This window comes from Bacteroidota bacterium, assembly GCA_019637975.1.
GTDB lineage: Bacteria > Bacteroidota > Ignavibacteria > UBA10030 > UBA6906 > CAADGV01.
In genome coordinates this window covers 19,249-35,543 of sequence record JAHBUR010000016.1, presented here as the reverse complement: position 1 = coordinate 35,543, position 16,295 = coordinate 19,249, and the positions used below count along the sequence as shown (strand labels likewise).

Annotated in this window: 15 protein-coding genes; 7 read left to right on the top strand and 8 right to left on the bottom strand. The window is 51.8% G+C overall.

Going from position 1 to position 16,295, the window contains the following annotated elements:
- Window positions 1-7 precede the first annotated feature (7 nt).
- The 4 genes from KF749_10485 to KF749_10470 are packed head-to-tail and all read right to left on the bottom strand — an operon-like array spanning window position 8 to window position 4,988.
- Window positions 8-682 (bottom strand): DUF4159 domain-containing protein, encoded by a 675-nt coding sequence (locus KF749_10485; GenBank protein MBX2991578.1) that lies wholly within the window; start codon window positions 680-682, stop codon window positions 8-10.
- Complete coding sequence (locus KF749_10480; GenBank protein ID MBX2991577.1) at window positions 682-981, bottom strand: type II toxin-antitoxin system RelE/ParE family toxin; 300 nt, start codon at window positions 979-981, stop codon at window positions 682-684. Before KF749_10480 ends, KF749_10485 begins: the two co-directional genes overlap by 1 nt.
- On the bottom strand, window positions 974-1,204 hold the full coding sequence (locus KF749_10475; protein ID MBX2991576.1) for an addiction module protein: 231 nt from the start codon (window positions 1,202-1,204) through the stop codon (window positions 974-976). The genes KF749_10480 and KF749_10475 overlap by 8 nt, the downstream gene beginning before the upstream one ends.
- A 22-nt stretch (window positions 1,205-1,226) precedes the next feature.
- Complete coding sequence (locus KF749_10470; protein MBX2991575.1) at window positions 1,227-4,988, bottom strand: DUF3857 domain-containing protein; 3,762 nt, start codon at window positions 4,986-4,988, stop codon at window positions 1,227-1,229.
- 213 nt (window positions 4,989-5,201) lie between these two features.
- Here KF749_10470 and ffh point away from each other — a divergent pair, with 213 nt between their 5' ends.
- The 6 genes from ffh (at window position 5,202) to rplS (ending at window position 9,039) form a co-directional block, all read left to right on the top strand.
- On the top strand, window positions 5,202-6,530 hold the full coding sequence (ffh, locus tag KF749_10465; GenBank protein ID MBX2991574.1) for a signal recognition particle protein: 1,329 nt from the start codon (window positions 5,202-5,204) through the stop codon (window positions 6,528-6,530).
- Window positions 6,531-6,616: 86 nt separating this feature from the next.
- Window positions 6,617-6,859, top strand: a complete 243-nt coding sequence (gene rpsP / locus KF749_10460) for a 30S ribosomal protein S16 (protein MBX2991573.1) — start codon at window positions 6,617-6,619, stop codon at window positions 6,857-6,859.
- Between the two features lie 349 nt (window positions 6,860-7,208).
- The gene (locus tag KF749_10455; protein ID MBX2991572.1) at window positions 7,209-7,439 is read left to right on the top strand and encodes a KH domain-containing protein; all 231 of its coding nucleotides are present in this window, start codon (window positions 7,209-7,211) and stop codon (window positions 7,437-7,439) included.
- 33 nt (window positions 7,440-7,472) lie between these two features.
- A complete protein-coding gene (gene rimM / locus KF749_10450) occupies window positions 7,473-8,006 on the top strand; it encodes a 16S rRNA processing protein RimM (protein MBX2991571.1) in 534 nt (177 codons plus the stop codon).
- Window positions 7,996-8,685, top strand: a complete 690-nt coding sequence (gene trmD / locus KF749_10445; GenBank protein ID MBX2991570.1) for a tRNA (guanosine(37)-N1)-methyltransferase TrmD — start codon at window positions 7,996-7,998, stop codon at window positions 8,683-8,685. The genes rimM and trmD overlap by 11 nt, the downstream gene beginning before the upstream one ends.
- Window positions 8,686-8,700: 15 nt before the next feature.
- Window positions 8,701-9,039, top strand: a complete 339-nt coding sequence (rplS, locus tag KF749_10440) for a 50S ribosomal protein L19 (protein ID MBX2991569.1) — start codon at window positions 8,701-8,703, stop codon at window positions 9,037-9,039.
- 131 nt (window positions 9,040-9,170) lie between these two features.
- On the opposite strand, the gene ychF is transcribed toward rplS, so the two are convergent.
- The 3 genes from ychF to KF749_10425 all read right to left on the bottom strand — a co-directional run bounded on the left by ychF (window position 9,171) and on the right by KF749_10425 (window position 12,936).
- Window positions 9,171-10,256: a redox-regulated ATPase YchF gene (ychF, locus tag KF749_10435; protein ID MBX2991568.1), complete on the bottom strand. Its 1,086-nt coding sequence runs from the start codon at window positions 10,254-10,256 to the stop codon at window positions 9,171-9,173.
- 90 nt (window positions 10,257-10,346) lie between these two features.
- Window positions 10,347-10,811, bottom strand: coding sequence for a YbaN family protein (locus tag KF749_10430; protein MBX2991567.1), 465 nt, complete (start codon window positions 10,809-10,811; stop codon window positions 10,347-10,349).
- Window position 10,812: 1 nt separating this feature from the next.
- Complete coding sequence (locus tag KF749_10425) at window positions 10,813-12,936, bottom strand: S9 family peptidase (protein ID MBX2991566.1); 2,124 nt, start codon at window positions 12,934-12,936, stop codon at window positions 10,813-10,815.
- 518 nt (window positions 12,937-13,454) lie between these two features.
- Between KF749_10425 and KF749_10420 the strand changes: the two genes are divergently transcribed.
- Window positions 13,455-15,617, top strand: coding sequence for a TonB-dependent receptor (locus tag KF749_10420; GenBank protein MBX2991565.1), 2,163 nt, complete (start codon window positions 13,455-13,457; stop codon window positions 15,615-15,617).
- Window positions 15,618-15,660: 43 nt separating this feature from the next.
- Here KF749_10420 and KF749_10415 read toward each other — a convergent pair whose 3' ends face one another.
- On the bottom strand, window positions 15,661-16,257 hold the full coding sequence (locus KF749_10415; GenBank protein MBX2991564.1) for a hypothetical protein: 597 nt from the start codon (window positions 16,255-16,257) through the stop codon (window positions 15,661-15,663).
- Between the last annotated feature and the right edge of the window lie 38 nt (window positions 16,258-16,295).

The following is a 16,295-nucleotide window of genomic DNA, read 5'->3' as shown; positions in this document are numbered from 1 at the left end:
ATAGCTCTCAATTCGTCAACGCCCATACAATGATGTTTGTTCCGAACCTCAGGGCCTCTTCCCGTTTTTGGGGAGTGTTGTTATGAACTTCGGGATCGGCCCAGCCATCGCTCGGGTTGGATTCGAATGTGTAGTACACAACAAGCCGCCCGTTATGAAACAATCCGAAGCCCTGTGCCGGCTTCCCGTCATGCTCGTGTGTTTTCGGCGGACCGCCCGGGAATTCGAACTGATTGCGATAGATGTCGTGGCTGAACGGTAGTTCAACAAGCTCTTGTCCCGGAAAGATCTTCTTCATTTCGCGGCGGAACGCCTTATCCATTCCATAGTCGTCATCGGCATAGAGAAAGCCGCCGTTCTCCAAATATGTTCGCAGACGCCGTACCTCTTGCTCGTTGAAGGAAATGTTGCCATGCCCCGTCATGAACAGCATCGGGTATGTAAACAACTGCTCGCTGTTCAGATCCACAAATTCATACGTCGGCTCGACGTGGATGTTGGTATTCTCCCGGACAAACCTCAGCAGGTTGACTTCCGCCGACTGATCATTGTACCAATCGCCGCCGCCGGAGTATTTTAGCCGCGCAATTTTGAGGGCACTGGAAATCTTTGCCGGCTGCGTATGAACGAATTCAGACACGCCAAGCGACACGACAATACAAACAAGAGTGAGTTTGTTCATCATCGCAATCTCTTCTTCCAATAGCCCGGTTTTCTTCGACAGTGCATTACGGCAACAATAACGATTTTCTCCGGTTGATTCGAGTACAGAACAGCGTATGGAAATTTCTTCACCATTGAACGGCGAATCCTCTGGCTAACGATAACCCCCGATTCAGGAAACCGAATCAATCGTCGGACCGCCCTCTCTATCTCTTTCAGAAATGCAACGCCAAGCTTCACCTGACGTTCTTCATAGAAAAAGCCGCTTCCAGCATTTCCTGCTCGGCATTTGAATCGAATTCGAGAAGCTTCATCCAAGCTTCTCTCGTGCTTCCCGAAAAACTTGATCAGCGGGCCGGGTTTTTGCTTTGCCCTCAAGAATAGATTGAAGACGAACCTCCGCTTCTTGAATCCATAGACGTTCGACTTCGTCGTCTTCTGTCTCGTCAAGACTTTCAATGAGTCTTTCGGCAAGCATCGCACGCGAAGACGCCGGGAGACCAAGCAGTCTCATGGCCATCTCTTCAAGAGTTAATTCCATAACAGCGTCCTCCAAGTGTATTTCATTTCTTCCTCAAGACAATCTGCCTTGTGTCTTCCTTCAACGCGTCGTTGTAAAACTTCCTGTACGCGGCGTATTCTTCCGGCAGAACGGTGTTCTTCTTTCTGATAAACTCACGCGTCGCCAATAACGCCCCTCCCGACAGTTTGTATGAAACCGAATACTCCGCTGCTTCGGAGGTGAGCTTCGCTTTCGGGGGGAGGCCTTCCACGACGTATCCTTTCGGAAGCTTGACGGTAAGTTGCTCCCGCAATGTATCTTCGTGCGAGTAGTCCACGATGGGATACATCCGCGTATCGTGTACAAGAGCGGAGTTCGGGCCGAGCTTATCCGCCCACGGCAGCTTGAGAAACCTGAACCTTCCCGATTCGGACACATAGTCAGGCACTTCGAATCCCGAACTCACGGTCACAACATCCGTAACGGTATCAAGGCCGGTGAAACTCAGCGAAGTCAACCGTACGTTGGGGAAGTCCGATGTCAGCCCCTGCACATAGAGTTTCTCCCTATCCGATGGGCTTCTATCGCGATAGAAAAACCGTACGCTTGCCGTCTCGACGCCCGTTCTCTTCGATTCATGCCGGACGCTGATGCTGTTGTCGACGGCAATCGTTACTGTTGTCTTTCGATGCACGTTGCTGGGGCTGAATTCCTTTTTGCCGAGATACCCCGGCTTTGTGTTGTTCGGGGCAATGAGAAGAGAGAACGCATTGATATCGGGAGACGGAGCAGAGCCGTACGGAAAATTGTTTGCCGTCAAATCGAGATAGCGGATTCCTTGCTCGGTTTCCACCGCCGCAATTGCATGATTGAACGCGATGGTCGGCAGGATGTTTGCATTCGACCCCTGATCCGCCGTGTTGACGAGAACATGATGCGCCGTGATGCCGACTTCACGCAACATAGCTATGCACAGTGTGGCAACGTCCTTACAATCACCGATGCGGTTCACGAGAACGTCACGCGCCTTTTGCGGCACAAGCGGCGACTGCCTGAACGGCACGCTGCTGTACCGGATGTTTTCGGTGATGAAGTCGTAGACGATTCTGATTTTCTCCTCTTCTGTCAGATTCTTCTTTCCTTCGAACAATTCCTCGACCTGCTCACGGATTTCGAACGTGCTGCGTGTTTTCGTTCTCGCGAGGTCTGTATACCAATCCACCAAGTAATCCCACGATTGGATGCTGGAAATATACAGCACCTTCGCAACGTCGGTAAGCGGAGGCATCCCCGCCTCGTACACGATTGCCGGCTCGTTGCCGAGCGACCATTCATACAGCAAGCCATCTTCGGTTGTTCGTTTCACCGGATTGTCGGGCATGTGTTGCGTCCGGTGGTTGAACACGAGTTGTTCGGGAACAAGCAGGCTGAACCGGGCAAGCACAACGGGGTATCCGCCGTTGAAATAGTTCTCGTCCCAGAATTGATTGGATAGCCGGCCATTGTAGTGGTTCTTTGTTTTCCACTTGATGTAAACGCAATCATTCTCCTCAAGCTGCTTGAATACCATCGCATTTCTCGAAACGTCGGCTTTCACCTCCGACCCGTCCTTTTTGATCACAACAGCCTTTTCGATGATAAGCGTTTCCGTGTAGGGATTGTACGGAACGCCGAACTCCTTGTACTGGTCAATCCCGGTTTTATTGAACAATTTCACAAGCAACTCGTGTTGCGACATTGACGTTCCCTTGTCGAACACAACCCGCTTCGTATCGTCCAGCAGGATGGCGCCGTTATCGTTCGGATAGTCGGCCGATTTGGGCGAGGCCTTGACCGCGCTGTCTATGCCTGCAGATTGGAAATGTGAGAAGATCGATTTCTTCCCCTGCAGTTCGCGGAGCTTTTCACGCGCATCGTAGTTGGCGGGGTTGAATTTCAACGCCGATTGATAAGCCCCCATTGCCTGTGGAATGTCATTCATGATGCGATGCAATTCACCCAATTCCGACCAGTATGAATCGCTGTTCGGGCACATGTCTATTGCCCGGCGCATAGCTTGTACAGCTTTGTCGTACAACTCAAGAGAGGAATAGACTTTCGCCATTTTGTAGTGGTATCCCGGTGCCGCCGGTTCCAGCTCGATCATCTTCGCATAGTATGCTTCCCATTCGGAGAGGCTCGATGTGAGGCTGTATTCCGCAAGCGTGCTCAATGCGTTGGCGTTGTAGTTGTTCTTCAGATAGTGCGCGACGATCTGCTTTGCGCGATCGGTATTGCGCTGCCGTGTTTGGGCAAGAGTCGCTTCGAGATATGCAAACTCCCACACATCGGGATGTTTGGTATACGCCTCCTTGTTCAGCTCAAGCACCTTCTCGTTCTGCTTCTTCTTTCTATAGAGGGCAATCTCCTGGCGGTATGCTTGCTCGGAATCGGGAAGAAGCGATTTCAATTGTTGCAACGAACGTTCCGCCGTCTCATAATCCTCATTGTCAATAGCCTGTTGAATGCGATACGTGATGGCATTCGGAGCATGGGGCTCAATCGTAAGCAGCTTCTCGAGAGTTTGTGTCATCTCGTCAAACTTCTGTCCCCGGATGTACGCTTCAAGTATCTTGTTGACAAGAAGAATGTTGTTGGGAGAACGTTTCAGCGCTTGCCGCAACTGCAGTTCGGCCTCAACAGCTTTGTCATTCATAAGGTAGACTTGGGCAAGGAGAACGTAATTCTCCAGCCGCCCGGGATGATTCTTGATTTCTTCCTTGAAGAACGCCTCGGCAAAATTCTCGACATGCCTGCTCTGGGCGCCCGGCTTTACCGTGTAGGGTTGTGCAGAAAGAGAGATGTTCAATCCGTCGATGGGATCACCGGATGAGCCTGTGACGCGTACCATGAAATTACAGCGCGTGATCTCGGAATAGCCGCATTTGACGAGGAGCCGGTTCCAGCCTTCCTGCAATTCGGTTTCGATGATATAGGTGTCGAGATCGTTGTTGTTTTCATCAAAGTACCGGATGATCTCCTCATCATTCAGAAATGCCTTCAGCGATCCCGACGTTCCGATGCGTATCCATGCGGACTGCTTCTTCGGGGAGAAGATGAAAGCGTTGGCATAGTACACCGCTTGTGAGAAAGCAAAGTAACGCGTGAAATCGACCCATCGGTCAAATCGTATCGCCTTCGGTTCGAACCACGTTGCCGGAATCCCGTTTTTTCCCTCATACGTTTTCGATTGATCAAATTCATATTCCGGCGGAAACGCCTTGTCAAATCCCGAAGCCGAAATATTGTCGAACGGCCCGATCACCATCCACTGCGTAATGGCGTTCATTGTGTTGAACCAGCCCCGTGCCTGCGGCAAGTCGCCCCGGTTCATGAAATGTGTGCCTAATTGCTCGGCTGCCTGCGCTTTCATCATTCCGTCCGGGTTGGCTTTTTCCGTGAGTTGATTCAGCAGTCCGATCATGCCGGAAGCAGGCGAATTGCGCAACTTGTCGTCCCACGTATAGAGCCATTGCGCCGAGAGGTAGGGGTAATAGTTCTGCTCCGTTGTCAGGACGTTGCGGAACGCATTCCACGCTTCGAGTTTTCGTTCTTGCATCTCGTACAGTAAAGAAAGTCCGAGATGTGCCCGGGTGTTGGATTTGTCCGCATCGATTGCCTCCTTGAAGTATTTCTCAGCTTCGGATTGTCCGCCTCCCGGGGCCGGGGCCGGCTCAAGCGACTTCCACCCCTTCTCAACCAAATCGTTCGATGATGAGGCAAAAGCAACAACTCCGCAGAAAAAGACAGCAAGTGTTAGGATGAGCGTCTGAAGTCTTGTCACAATCAAGTCCCTACATGCAGTTTTGACAGAAAATGCGTAATTCATTCTACCCAATTGGTACGTGAGTTTCAAGGCAAAGAAGCGCGGAAAATCCCCGGCATGCTAACAATTCTTAATCTGACTGCCTTGCTTAACTTCTTGTTTTTCCGTACTTTAATCACCCATCTTGATGGGTACGATTCTGTTTCTTGTGCTACTTCTCCTGTTTAGCCGATGTTTGAAGATCTGAGTCAGAAATTAGATGGGGTGCTGAAGAAGCTAAGAGGCCAGGGAAAGATTTCAGAGGCAAACGTCGCTGAAACTCTCCGTGAAGTCCGGCGCGTGTTGCTTGATGCCGATGTCAACTATAAAGTCGCAAAACAGTTCATAGATGACGTCCAGAAAAGGGCAGTAGGCGCAGAAGTTCTTTCCAGTATTACCCCGGGACAACTCATTGTCAAGATCATCTACGACGAGTTGGTACGGTTACTGGGCGAAAAGAAGGCTGAGCTTTCGTTCTCATCAATGCCGCCATCTGTTATTCTGGTGGCGGGATTGCAGGGATCGGGCAAAACGACGTTCGCAGGAAAGTTGGCCAACCACCTGAAGAGTCAGGGTCGAAGCCCGCTGCTCGTTGCCGCAGATGTGTACCGGCCTGCCGCAATCGACCAATTGATTACACTCGGGAAACAGATTTCCGTTCCGGTGTATTCCGAACGGGATTCCGGTGCCGTGAAGATTGCCAGGCAATCCATCGAACACGCCCGAAAAAATGCCCGCGATGTTGTCATCATCGACACTGCGGGGCGCCTGCACGTTGATGAAGAGATGATGAAGGAAGTTGAGGAGATCAAGACCTCAACCAAGCCTAATGAAATCCTCTTCGTCGTCGATGCGATGACGGGGCAGGATGCCGTCAACACGGCAAAAGCGTTTAACGACCGCCTGAATTTCGACGGCGCGGTGCTGACAAAAATGGATGGCGACGCACGGGGCGGGGCGGCACTCTCGTTACGCGCAACTGTTGGCAAGCCGATCAAGTTTATTAGTGTGGGGGAGAAGCTCGATGCGCTGGAGAAGTTTCATCCTGAACGTCTTGCAGGCAGAATCCTCGGCAAAGGTGACATTGTCACGCTTGTCGAAAAGGCACAACAAACGTTCGATCAGGCAAAGGCGGTCAAGCTTGAACAAAAGCTCCGAAAATCGCAGTTTACATTCGAGGATTTTCTCGATCAGCTTCAGGAAATAAAGAAGATGGGGCCGCTCAGCCAGGTGATGGGAATGCTGCCCGGCATGAACAAGATGCCGAAGGACGTGAATGTTGATGACAAGGAAATTGTCCGCATCGAAGCCATCATTCAATCCATGACGAAAAAAGAGCGCGACAATCCCGACGTGCTGAACGGCAGCAGGCGCAAGCGGATTGCGACGGGAAGCGGAACCTCCGTTCAGGAAGTCAATAAACTCATCAAGCAGTTCGAGCAAATGCAGAAGATGATGAAAAGCTTTGGAAAAGGGGGCGGCAAGTTCAAGATGTCCCAACGCATGAAAGCGGCGTTTTGAGGCATATCCGAAAGTGAATCCGCTCGTCCGGCGAGGAGCGGAGACATGACTACTCTACAGAATGTTAAAACATAGAGGAGGAACAATTGGCAGTACGTATCAGATTGCGACGAGTCGGCAAAAAGAAGATGCCGCAGTACCACATCGTCGCGGCGGATTCGCGTGCAGCCCGTAACGGCAAGTTTCTGGAAATAATCGGCCGCTACGAGCCCCTGCGTAATCCGATGCTCATTGAAACAAAAGAACAGCGGTTGATGTATTGGCTGAAGGCCGGAGCGCGACCCACGGATACCTTGCGCAGTTTGCTGCAACGGAACGGACATGGCTGAAGTGGAGCCTGCTCAAAAGGAACGGACAAACCACGATTGCAGCACTATGGAGAAGGTGGCAAATGGCACAGGCTGAAAAGCTCTTTCTTTGATAAGCGCGCAAAGCACGTCGTCTTGCTGCAAAACGTAAGGCTCGAAAAAGTGCCGGCGGCGAGCCGGCACCGGCAGAACCAGGAACTGCCGCGGCCTGACCTAACTCGCACGGAGGCGAGCAGGCTTCTCGCTGGCAACATCCCGCACAAGTGTGCGGGCGTTGTCGTACAGACGTCAGATCTTAAAGACCATGCGCAAGGAGTGCACAGCGGTCTTAGGACAGGTAAGATCTAACAACCAACTCAAGAGGCGCGCTATGCGTGAATTTGTAACGTTCATCGCCAAACATCTCGTGGATAATCCCGAGCAGGTCATTCTCGACCAGGAAGAGAAGGACGGCAAGGTGATATTCAAACTTCAAGTAGGGCAGGCGGATGTCGGCAAAGTGATCGGACGAAAGGGAAGAACTGCACAGGCAATGCGTACATTGCTTGCGGCGGTTGCAGCCAAGGAAGGTAAACGGGCAATTCTGGAGATTGCAGACTAAGCCTGTACGAAGGAATTGAGCAGTCGAACACTGTTGGCAGTAGGAAAAATCGTCAAGCCGTTCGGCATCAGGGGCGAACTTGTTGTACTTCCCATGACGAGCAATCCGGCGCGGTTTAGAAAACTGAAACAGGTGCTGATCGGCCCGACCGACGCTCAGGTGGCCGAATATGGCATCCTGTCGGCTCGTGTCGAGCCGCGGGGCGTCCGTATTTCCATCCAGGGCATCGCGGATCGAAACGACGCAGAACAGCTCGTCGGCTCCTTTCTTTTTGTAGATGAAAAGGACGCAGTCCGGCTTCCGAAAGGAACCCACTTCGTTCACGACATCATCGGCTTGCGCGTCATTGGCGAGAATAACGAGACAATCGGTGTCGTGAAGGATGTTCTCAAATATCCTGCAAACGATGTGTACGTCGTGGAGCGGAACGGCAACGAGGTTCTGCTCCCGGCGGTAAAAGAGTTCATCAAGAGGATCGACATGGAATCCCGAACCATGAAGGTACGACTCATCGAAGGGATGCTCGACGAGTCTGCAGGAGAGACGGAGGAACACGATGCGGATTGACGTGGTAACAGGATTTCCCAGGCTGATGCACAGTCCGCTGAACGAAAGCATCATTAAGCGGGCGAGGGCAAAGGGTATCGTCGAGATCGAGTTGCACGACCTGCGGGACTTTGCAACCGACAAACACAAGACGATCGACGATACACCGTACGGCGGCGGAGCGGGGATGATTCTGAAAGCAGAGCCGGTGTTTGCATGTATCGAATCCCTGCAGAAGAAGCGACACTACGACGAAGTGATCTATCTCAGTGCCGATGGCGAACCGCTGACACAGAGGAGTGCCAACGAGCTTTCGCTGAAAGGGAATCTTCTGCTGCTGTGCGGACACTATAAGGGAATCGACGAACGCATTCGACAAGCGCTGATCACGAGGGAAATTTCCATCGGCGACTATGTGTTGACCGGGGGAGAACTCCCGGCACTGGTTCTTATCGACGCGGTCGTGCGGTTGATTCCCGGCGTGATTGGCGACGGCGAATCGTTATTGACAGATTCCTTCCAGCACGGTGTACTTGATGGACCCCAGTACACCCGTCCGGAAGAGTTTGATGGAATGAAAGTGCCCGGGGTTCTTCTCTCAGGCAATCATAAAGAAATTGAAGCCTGGCGTGCGGAACAGCAGATGAAACGAACCGCGGAACGCCGGAAAGACTTACTTGAACAATCACAACACACGTAGTTTGGAGAAGCAGTCATGGATAAGCTAAAGTTAGTGGACGCGACGCAAATGAAGAGCGATCTTCCGGGGTTTTCCGCGGGCGACACCATCAACGTACATGTGCGGGTCATCGAGGGCGACAAGGAACGAATCCAGCAGTTTCAGGGTGTCGTAATAGGACGCCACGGTTCGGGCATGAGCGCAACGTTTACGGTCAGGAAGGTTTCGGATGGAGTGGGCGTTGAGCGTATTTTTCCCCTTCACTCCCCCCGCATTGCAAAAATCGAGAGGGTGAAAGAAGGGTCTGTGCGTCGCGCAAAAATGTACTACGTGCGCCACCTCGCGGCAAAGCAGATCCGGCAAAAGACTTCGTAGGTTGTTCTTCCGTTCCGTAACGGCAACGCCATCTCTGCCTATTCAATGGGAGGAGATGGCGTTTTCATTGCATCGGCATTCCGCACATCACTCACTTGGTGGATGGTTCACGGTTTTTGCCGCCGTCTTGCTTAACTGTGCCGAATCGAAATGATATCCCCGTCCTTCACAATGTACTCTTTCCCTTCAAGCCTCCACACACCTGCCTCTTTTGCTTTGGCAAACGAACCGCCATGCGCAACAAAGTCGTCGTAGTGCACCACTTCTGCACGGATGAACTTCGAGAAAAAATCCGAGTGAATAACCCCTGCTGATTCTTGCGCCGTCATTCCGCGTCTGATCGTCCATGCCCGGCACTCGTCCTCGCCGACCGTAAAGAACGATTGCAGACCCAGCATAGCGTATGATTCGCGAATCAGTGTGTCCAGCGCCGACTCGGTGATGCCATATTCCTGCATGAACACGGAGGCTTCTTCATCCGCAAGTTCCGACATCTCCATTTCGATCTTGCCGAAGAAAGAGACGACTTTTGTATGGCTCCCCTCTTTCTGTTCGGCGACCTTCCTGCGAAGAGAATCGGCCTGGTCGCGTTGCGATTCATCAAGATTCAAGGCAATCAGCATCGGTTTGATGGAAAGAAGCTGATATGTCTTCAGCAATTGAAGTTCCTCTTTCGTGAAGTCATGCTCACGCAGCGGTTTTGCCGAATCAAGAATCTGTTTGCATTTCTCAAGAACGGGCAACTCGCGTTTGCCCAACTCATCTCCCGACTTCATCACCTGCTTCTTCAGGCGCTCGACCCGGCTCTCCACAACGGCGAGATCCGAAAGAATGAACTCCGTTTCAAACGAATCGATGTCCCGCTGCGCATCAATCGTTCCATCGGGATGCGGCACGGCATCATTCGCGAAGAGGCGCACAACCTGAACAAGCGCGTCGTTCGTTTTGATGTTGGAGAGAAAGTTCGTGGTGAACTGCGTCGAGCCGGTTTCGCCCTTCTTCAATCCGGCAACATCGACAAATTCAATGGTAGCGTTGACTGTCCGTTTCGGGGAAAAGATCCGGGAACATTCATCCAGCCGGGCATCGGGAACTTTCACAACGGCATGATGCGCTTCCACCTTTGCCAAAGCCGCGGGATCAAAGTGGGATTTTGTGATGGTTTGGAACAGGGTGGATTTTCCGGAAAACGGAAGTCCGACAATTCCGATTTGCATGATCGTCTCTTTCAGTTTATTGGAACACCATCAAGAAGATACAAAAAATCGTCAGACTTCTCCGCATTCATCTGCTTGTCGGAAGTCGACTCATGCCTCGTCAAGCAATCGATGTTCAGAAATCCGGCCTTCATCATGATGATGTTTCAGGGTCTTCATCTTCACCATAAACCCGAGTTGCACGAGATACAACATGCCGAGCAACATCCTCACGACGAAACTTTCCGTCACGAAGATGCTCACATAGCCGATCATGACTGCGGAGATGGAAAGCGAGATGATCTTGACAGAAAGCGGAATGCCGTTCCCCGCCAGCACATTACGGACATGCTTGCTTGCGAACCGGCTTTGCATCAGTCGCTCGTACAGGCGTTGCGAACTGCGAACGTAGCAGAGTGCGGCAAGCAGCACAAACGGCGTTGTCGGCAGCACGGGAAGAAACGCCCCCACGATGCCGACTCCGAGCGAGATCGTTCCCGCCACAACAAGAAGGATTCTTGTGAACAATGACAGCGGTGTGAAACCGGCCGGATTGTGTTGTCGAGGTCGGTTCATGCTATTTCGTCTTCTCCAGGATGTGCAACATGAACGCGTATTGCAGCGCAGTTTCGCGCAACCTGCGAAACCTGCCGGAGGAGCCGCCGTGCCCTGCTTCCATGTTGGTTTTGAGGAGGAGCAGATTGTCGTCGGTTTTCAGCGCCCGCAGTTTTGCCACCCATTTGGCCGGCTCCCAGTATTGTACCTGCGAATCATGCAATCCCGTCATCACCAACAGGTTGGGATAGTTCTTTGGTTCAACGTTGTCGTAGGGAGAGTAAGAAAGCATGTAGTCGTAGTATTCTTTCTCGTTCGGATTCCCCCATTCGTCGTATTCCGATGTTGTCAGCGGAATTGTCTCGTCAAGCATCGTTGTGACAACGTCAACGAAGGGAACTGTTGCAACAATGCCCTTGAAGAAGTTGGGAGCCATATTCATCACTGCTCCCATCAACAGGCCGCCTGCACTTCCTCCCTGTGCGAAGAGTTTCCGGGGAGTTGTATAGCGTTCCTGAATGAGAAACTCGGCACACGCAATGAAGTCGGTGAAGGTGTTCTTTTTCTTCAGCATCTTTCCGTCTTCATACCACTCTCGCCCAAGTTCCTGCCCCCCGCGAACATGCGCGATGGCATAGATGAACCCGCGGTCGAGCAGACTCAACCGGTTGGATGCGAACGTTGCTTCTGTGCTTATGCCGTACGATCCGTAGCCGTACAGCAACAACGGGTTGTCCGCGTTTCTTCTCATCCCCTTTCTATAGACAAGCGAGATCGGAACAAGCAGTCCATCTGGCGCTTTTGCAAACACCCGTTCCGTTTGGTACCTGTCGGGATTGTACCCCCCCAACACTTCATCCTGCTTCAACACCGTCCTCGTCCGCCTCGCCATGTCATACTCAACAACAGAGTTGGGGGTGACCAACGACTGGTAATTGTACCGAAGCAGATGCGTCTCAAAATCAGGATTGATGCCGACACTCACGGCATAAACGGTTTCGTCGAACTGGATGTAGTGCTCGCCGCCGCTCCACGGAAGAACGCGTATCTGGCGCAAACCGTTCTTGCGCTCTATGACAACCAGAAAGTCCTTGAAGATCGCAAACCCTTCCAGCAGCGTACCCCGCCTGTGAATAATCACATCTCTCCAGGAAAGCATGCGTGTGTCCAGAACCGGTGTTCGCATCAGACGGAAATTCTTTGCCTTATAGTTTGTCCTGATGTAGAAGTTGCTCTCGAAATGTTCAACGGAGTATTCGTGGTTGTCCATTCTCGACATAATGATTCTGAACTGGCCGTCGGGGGTGTTGGCATCACAGTAACGATACTCCGTGCTCAGAGTCTGCCGTGAAGCAATCATTATGTATTGTTTGGATTTCGTCCGGAAGACGCTGCAACTGAACGTACTGTCCTCCTCCTCATACACAAGCGTATCCTGCGATGCGTCCGTGCCCAACCTATGCCGGTATACTCTGTGCGCACGCAGGGTTGCCGGATCCTGCTTCGTATAAAAGAGTGTCTTGTTGTCATTTGCCCATGCGATATTTGCGGTAGATGAGCGTATCTCGTCCGGTAGCAATTCACCGGTTCTGAGATTCCTGAAACGTATTGTATAGAAGCGGCGTCCAACTGTGTCCAGCGTGAAAGCAAGAACATCCTGCTCAGAGCTTACTGCCGTGCTTCCGATGGTGAAAAAGCCGTGGCCTCTCGCCATCTCGTTTCCGTCGAGCATCACTTCTTCCCGTGCATCAAGTGAGCCCTGTTTACGGCAGTAGATGGGATATTCTTTGCCGCTCTCGTATTTCGTGTAGTAGAAGTAATCGTCCAGTTTGTACGGCACGGAAAGGTCTGTTTGTTTGATGCGTCCCTTCATTTCCTCAAACAGCTTTTGCTCAAGTTGTTTCGCCGGAGCCATGACAGCATCCGTGTAGCGGTTTTCTGCGTTGAGATATTCGAGTACCTGCGGGTTGTCGCGTTCGCGCAACCAGTAGTAGTTGTCTGTGCGGATGCTGCCGTGCTTCTCCAACGTATGAGGCTTGATTTCCGCCATCGGGGGCTGCCGGGCATTCATGTCATTTCCAGCCGCATAAACTCCCGAGAACATGAAGAAGCACAACAGAACAAACCGCACACGCGGAGCGTACATCACATTCTCCTATTGAGATAAGTCGGTATAGACGGGGCTCCCGAACGGAAGCTACAGTAATGACGCGATTTTCTGTGAATGATGGTAGGAAAGAATTCCATCTGTTTCATCTCATACCGTCTCTTTGTATCTTGAGGCATGAGAATCATCGCAATCATACTCACGCTGCACGTCTTCGCCGTTTCAATCGTCCCTTGCTGCGCATTTGACAACTCTGTTGCGGATGAAAGCGAGACTGAGACATGCGAACAGAAGAACGATGTGTGTAAGGAGCCCTGCTCTCCGTTTTTCGGATGTTCAACGTGCCCCGTCTCCGGCTTTACCGCTCAATTCACGTCTACCCTGCCTCCAACCACACCGCCTTCTGAGATGTGCCCGGATTTCGCCGAACCGGATTTTTCCCTCATCTGCCGGAACATTTGGCACCCCCCCAAGCCGTTCTCCTGATTTATCTTTCTTGATCAAGGATTCTTGCTGCAACCAGCAAACTCCGACCTATCATTATAACAGGATATGTCATGAGAACGATTTTGCTTTTCCTGCTTGCCACGCTATGCACATCCGGCGCTGCAAGTCAGAATACATTTAAGTCGTATATCAAGGACGCCAAATCCGGTGAGCCTTTATGGGGCGCTACTGTTGTTCTTGAAAAGACCGCTTCCGGCGCGAGCAGCGACAGTGCCGGATATGTTGAAATCACGAATATCAGGAACGGAACAATTCACATTGTTTTCAGCCTTATCGGCTATAAGCGGGTTGAACGTCCATTCGACTTTCCGTTGCCTTCAAATGAGCCTGTGATTGTTTATCTCTCACCCACGGAAAGCGAACTGGGAGAGGTGGTCGTTACGACCACGCGCACCAGCCGTACAATTGCAGACGAGCCGACACGCATCGAGGCAATTACTACGGAAGAGTTGGAGGAAAAATCGAATATGAAGCCTGGAGATATCCGCATGTTGTTGAGTGAAAGCACGGGTATTCACATCCAGCAAACTTCGGCAACAACGGCAAATGCCGGTATCCGTATCCAAGGGCTCGACGGGCGATACACGCAGATATTGAAAGACGGGTTTCCGCTGTACACGGGCTTCGCAGGCGGATTGAGTATCATGCAGATTCCGCCTCTTGACTTGCACCAGGTGGAAGTCATCAAGGGAAGCGCATCGACGCTGTACGGCGGAGGAGCAATCGCGGGCCTCATCAACCTTATTTCGAAAAGTCCGACTGAAGAAGAAGATCTGAATTTCCACATCAATGGAACGACTGCGGGCGGACTCGACATCAACGCCTTCTACAGCAACCGGTTTGACGAACTCGGGCTTACGGTTTTTGCCGCCCACAACAGCAACGCGCCGTACGATCCGGCCGACATCGATCTGACCGCCATTCCGAAGTTCGAGCGGTTTACGGTCAACCCCCGGCTGTTTTCCAGACTCGGCGAACAGTCGATGCTGATTGGTGGAATCAATGCGATGTTCGAGAACCGTCTCGGCGGCGATATGCACTACATCAAGAACGGCGGGGACAGTACTCACAGCTATTTCGAGCGGAACAAATCAACGCGCATCTCAACACAATTGTCCTTCGAACACTCGTTTCAGGAGAACGGTCGCCTCACGCTCAGAAACAGTGTCAGCTCCTTCAACCGGTTACTGGAAGTTCCGCAATACAGGTTCGAAGGGAATCAACTCTCCACATTTACCGAGGTGACGCTATTCTATGGGAATGGAGATATTGAGTGGATTGCAGGTCTGAGTCTTACAACCGAGAGGTTCGAAGAGAGCAAACAGGATGCAGTTATTCCCAAAGATTTTTCACAGACAATCATTGGCAGATTTCTTCAAAGCACATGGGACGCAAGCGATCTTCTGGCGGTCGAGGGAGGGATGAGGCTGGACTACGCCAGCGAGTACGGATCATTTGCCCTCCCGCGCATTTCCATACTCATGAAGCTTGCCCCGAACCTGACCTCCCGCATCGGCGGCGGCTTGGGGTACAAGCTGCCGACGATCTTCACGGAAGATGCAGAGGCACTGCAGTTCCGCGGGATACTCCCGATAGGGGCACAATCCGCCGAGCGTTCGTTGGGCGGCAACGTTGATATCAATTACCGGACGACAATCTTGGATGTTGTTTCTCTGAACATCAACCAGATGGTTTTCTATACACAGCTGGACAAGCCACTCGTCCTGACACCGTCGGTAGCAGGAGCAATGATGTTCACGAATGCCGACGGACATATCGATACCCGCGGAATCGAAACAAACATCAAACTGACGATTGACGATCTCAAGCTGTATCTGGGCTATACACTTACCGATACGAAACGGCATTTTTCGGGGATGCTCTCGCCCATGCCTCTTACGCCGAAGCATCGCGTGAATACCGTTCTGATGTATGTTCACGATGAGTGGCGTCTGGGAGCCGAGGCATACTACTTCGACACACAACTATTGCCGGACGGAACGAAAGGTCAGTCGTATTGGATATGCGGACTGATGGCGGAGAAAACATGGGAGAAATTCTCCCTCTACATCAACTTCGAGAATTTTCTTGACACGAGGCAAACGAGGTTCGGCAGCATTTACACGGGCACAATCACGAATCCGATATTCAACGATCTCTTTGCCCCCGTGGATGGATTTGTGATGAATGGCGGGATAAAGCTGCGTCTATAACAAAAAGAGGGATGCTTTCGCATCCCCCTTTCCACATCCAGGCTTACTGAATCTGTACAGGAAACGTCACGTCAATATCCGTCTCGCCGAGCGTGCCGTTCGTATCGGACCGTTTGAGAGATGCGGGTTCATAATGTTTCAACACAACCTGATATGTTCCGGTTGTTGTTCCGCCTGCAGAGACGGCAATCTGTGTCTCAAGGCCGATAGGAAGCGGTGGGTTTCCTTCATCCTCGTCCAGATACGTCACCGTGATTCTCCCGGCGGCTCCACCTCCGACCGTAAACCAGAAGCGATGTGAAAGTCCTTCCTCCTCTACTTCATGAGAGATCGTATCCGCCGGGGTTTTGGTCTGGTCGAGAAGAAGTATCGTGGCCTGATAGACAACGCCTGACTGCACTTTCATTGTATCGATGGTGGGCGCATTCCCGCCGGGGCCGTCAAGATCTCTAAAGATAGCTTCCGCGCCAGGGGCTACACCTGCCGTGTCCGTGAGTGACAAGATCAGCGTGGTGATAAGTTCCTGCGGATTCTGCTCCTCAGGCGGTGAAACGGGATCATCTTTCTTGCATCCTGTAACCAGAACCGCGGCTGACAAAAGAAATGCCGCAAGAACGTGTATTGCCCGTAGATTCTTCATCGTACATCCTCGTATATATTGATTGTTATAGAATAGTT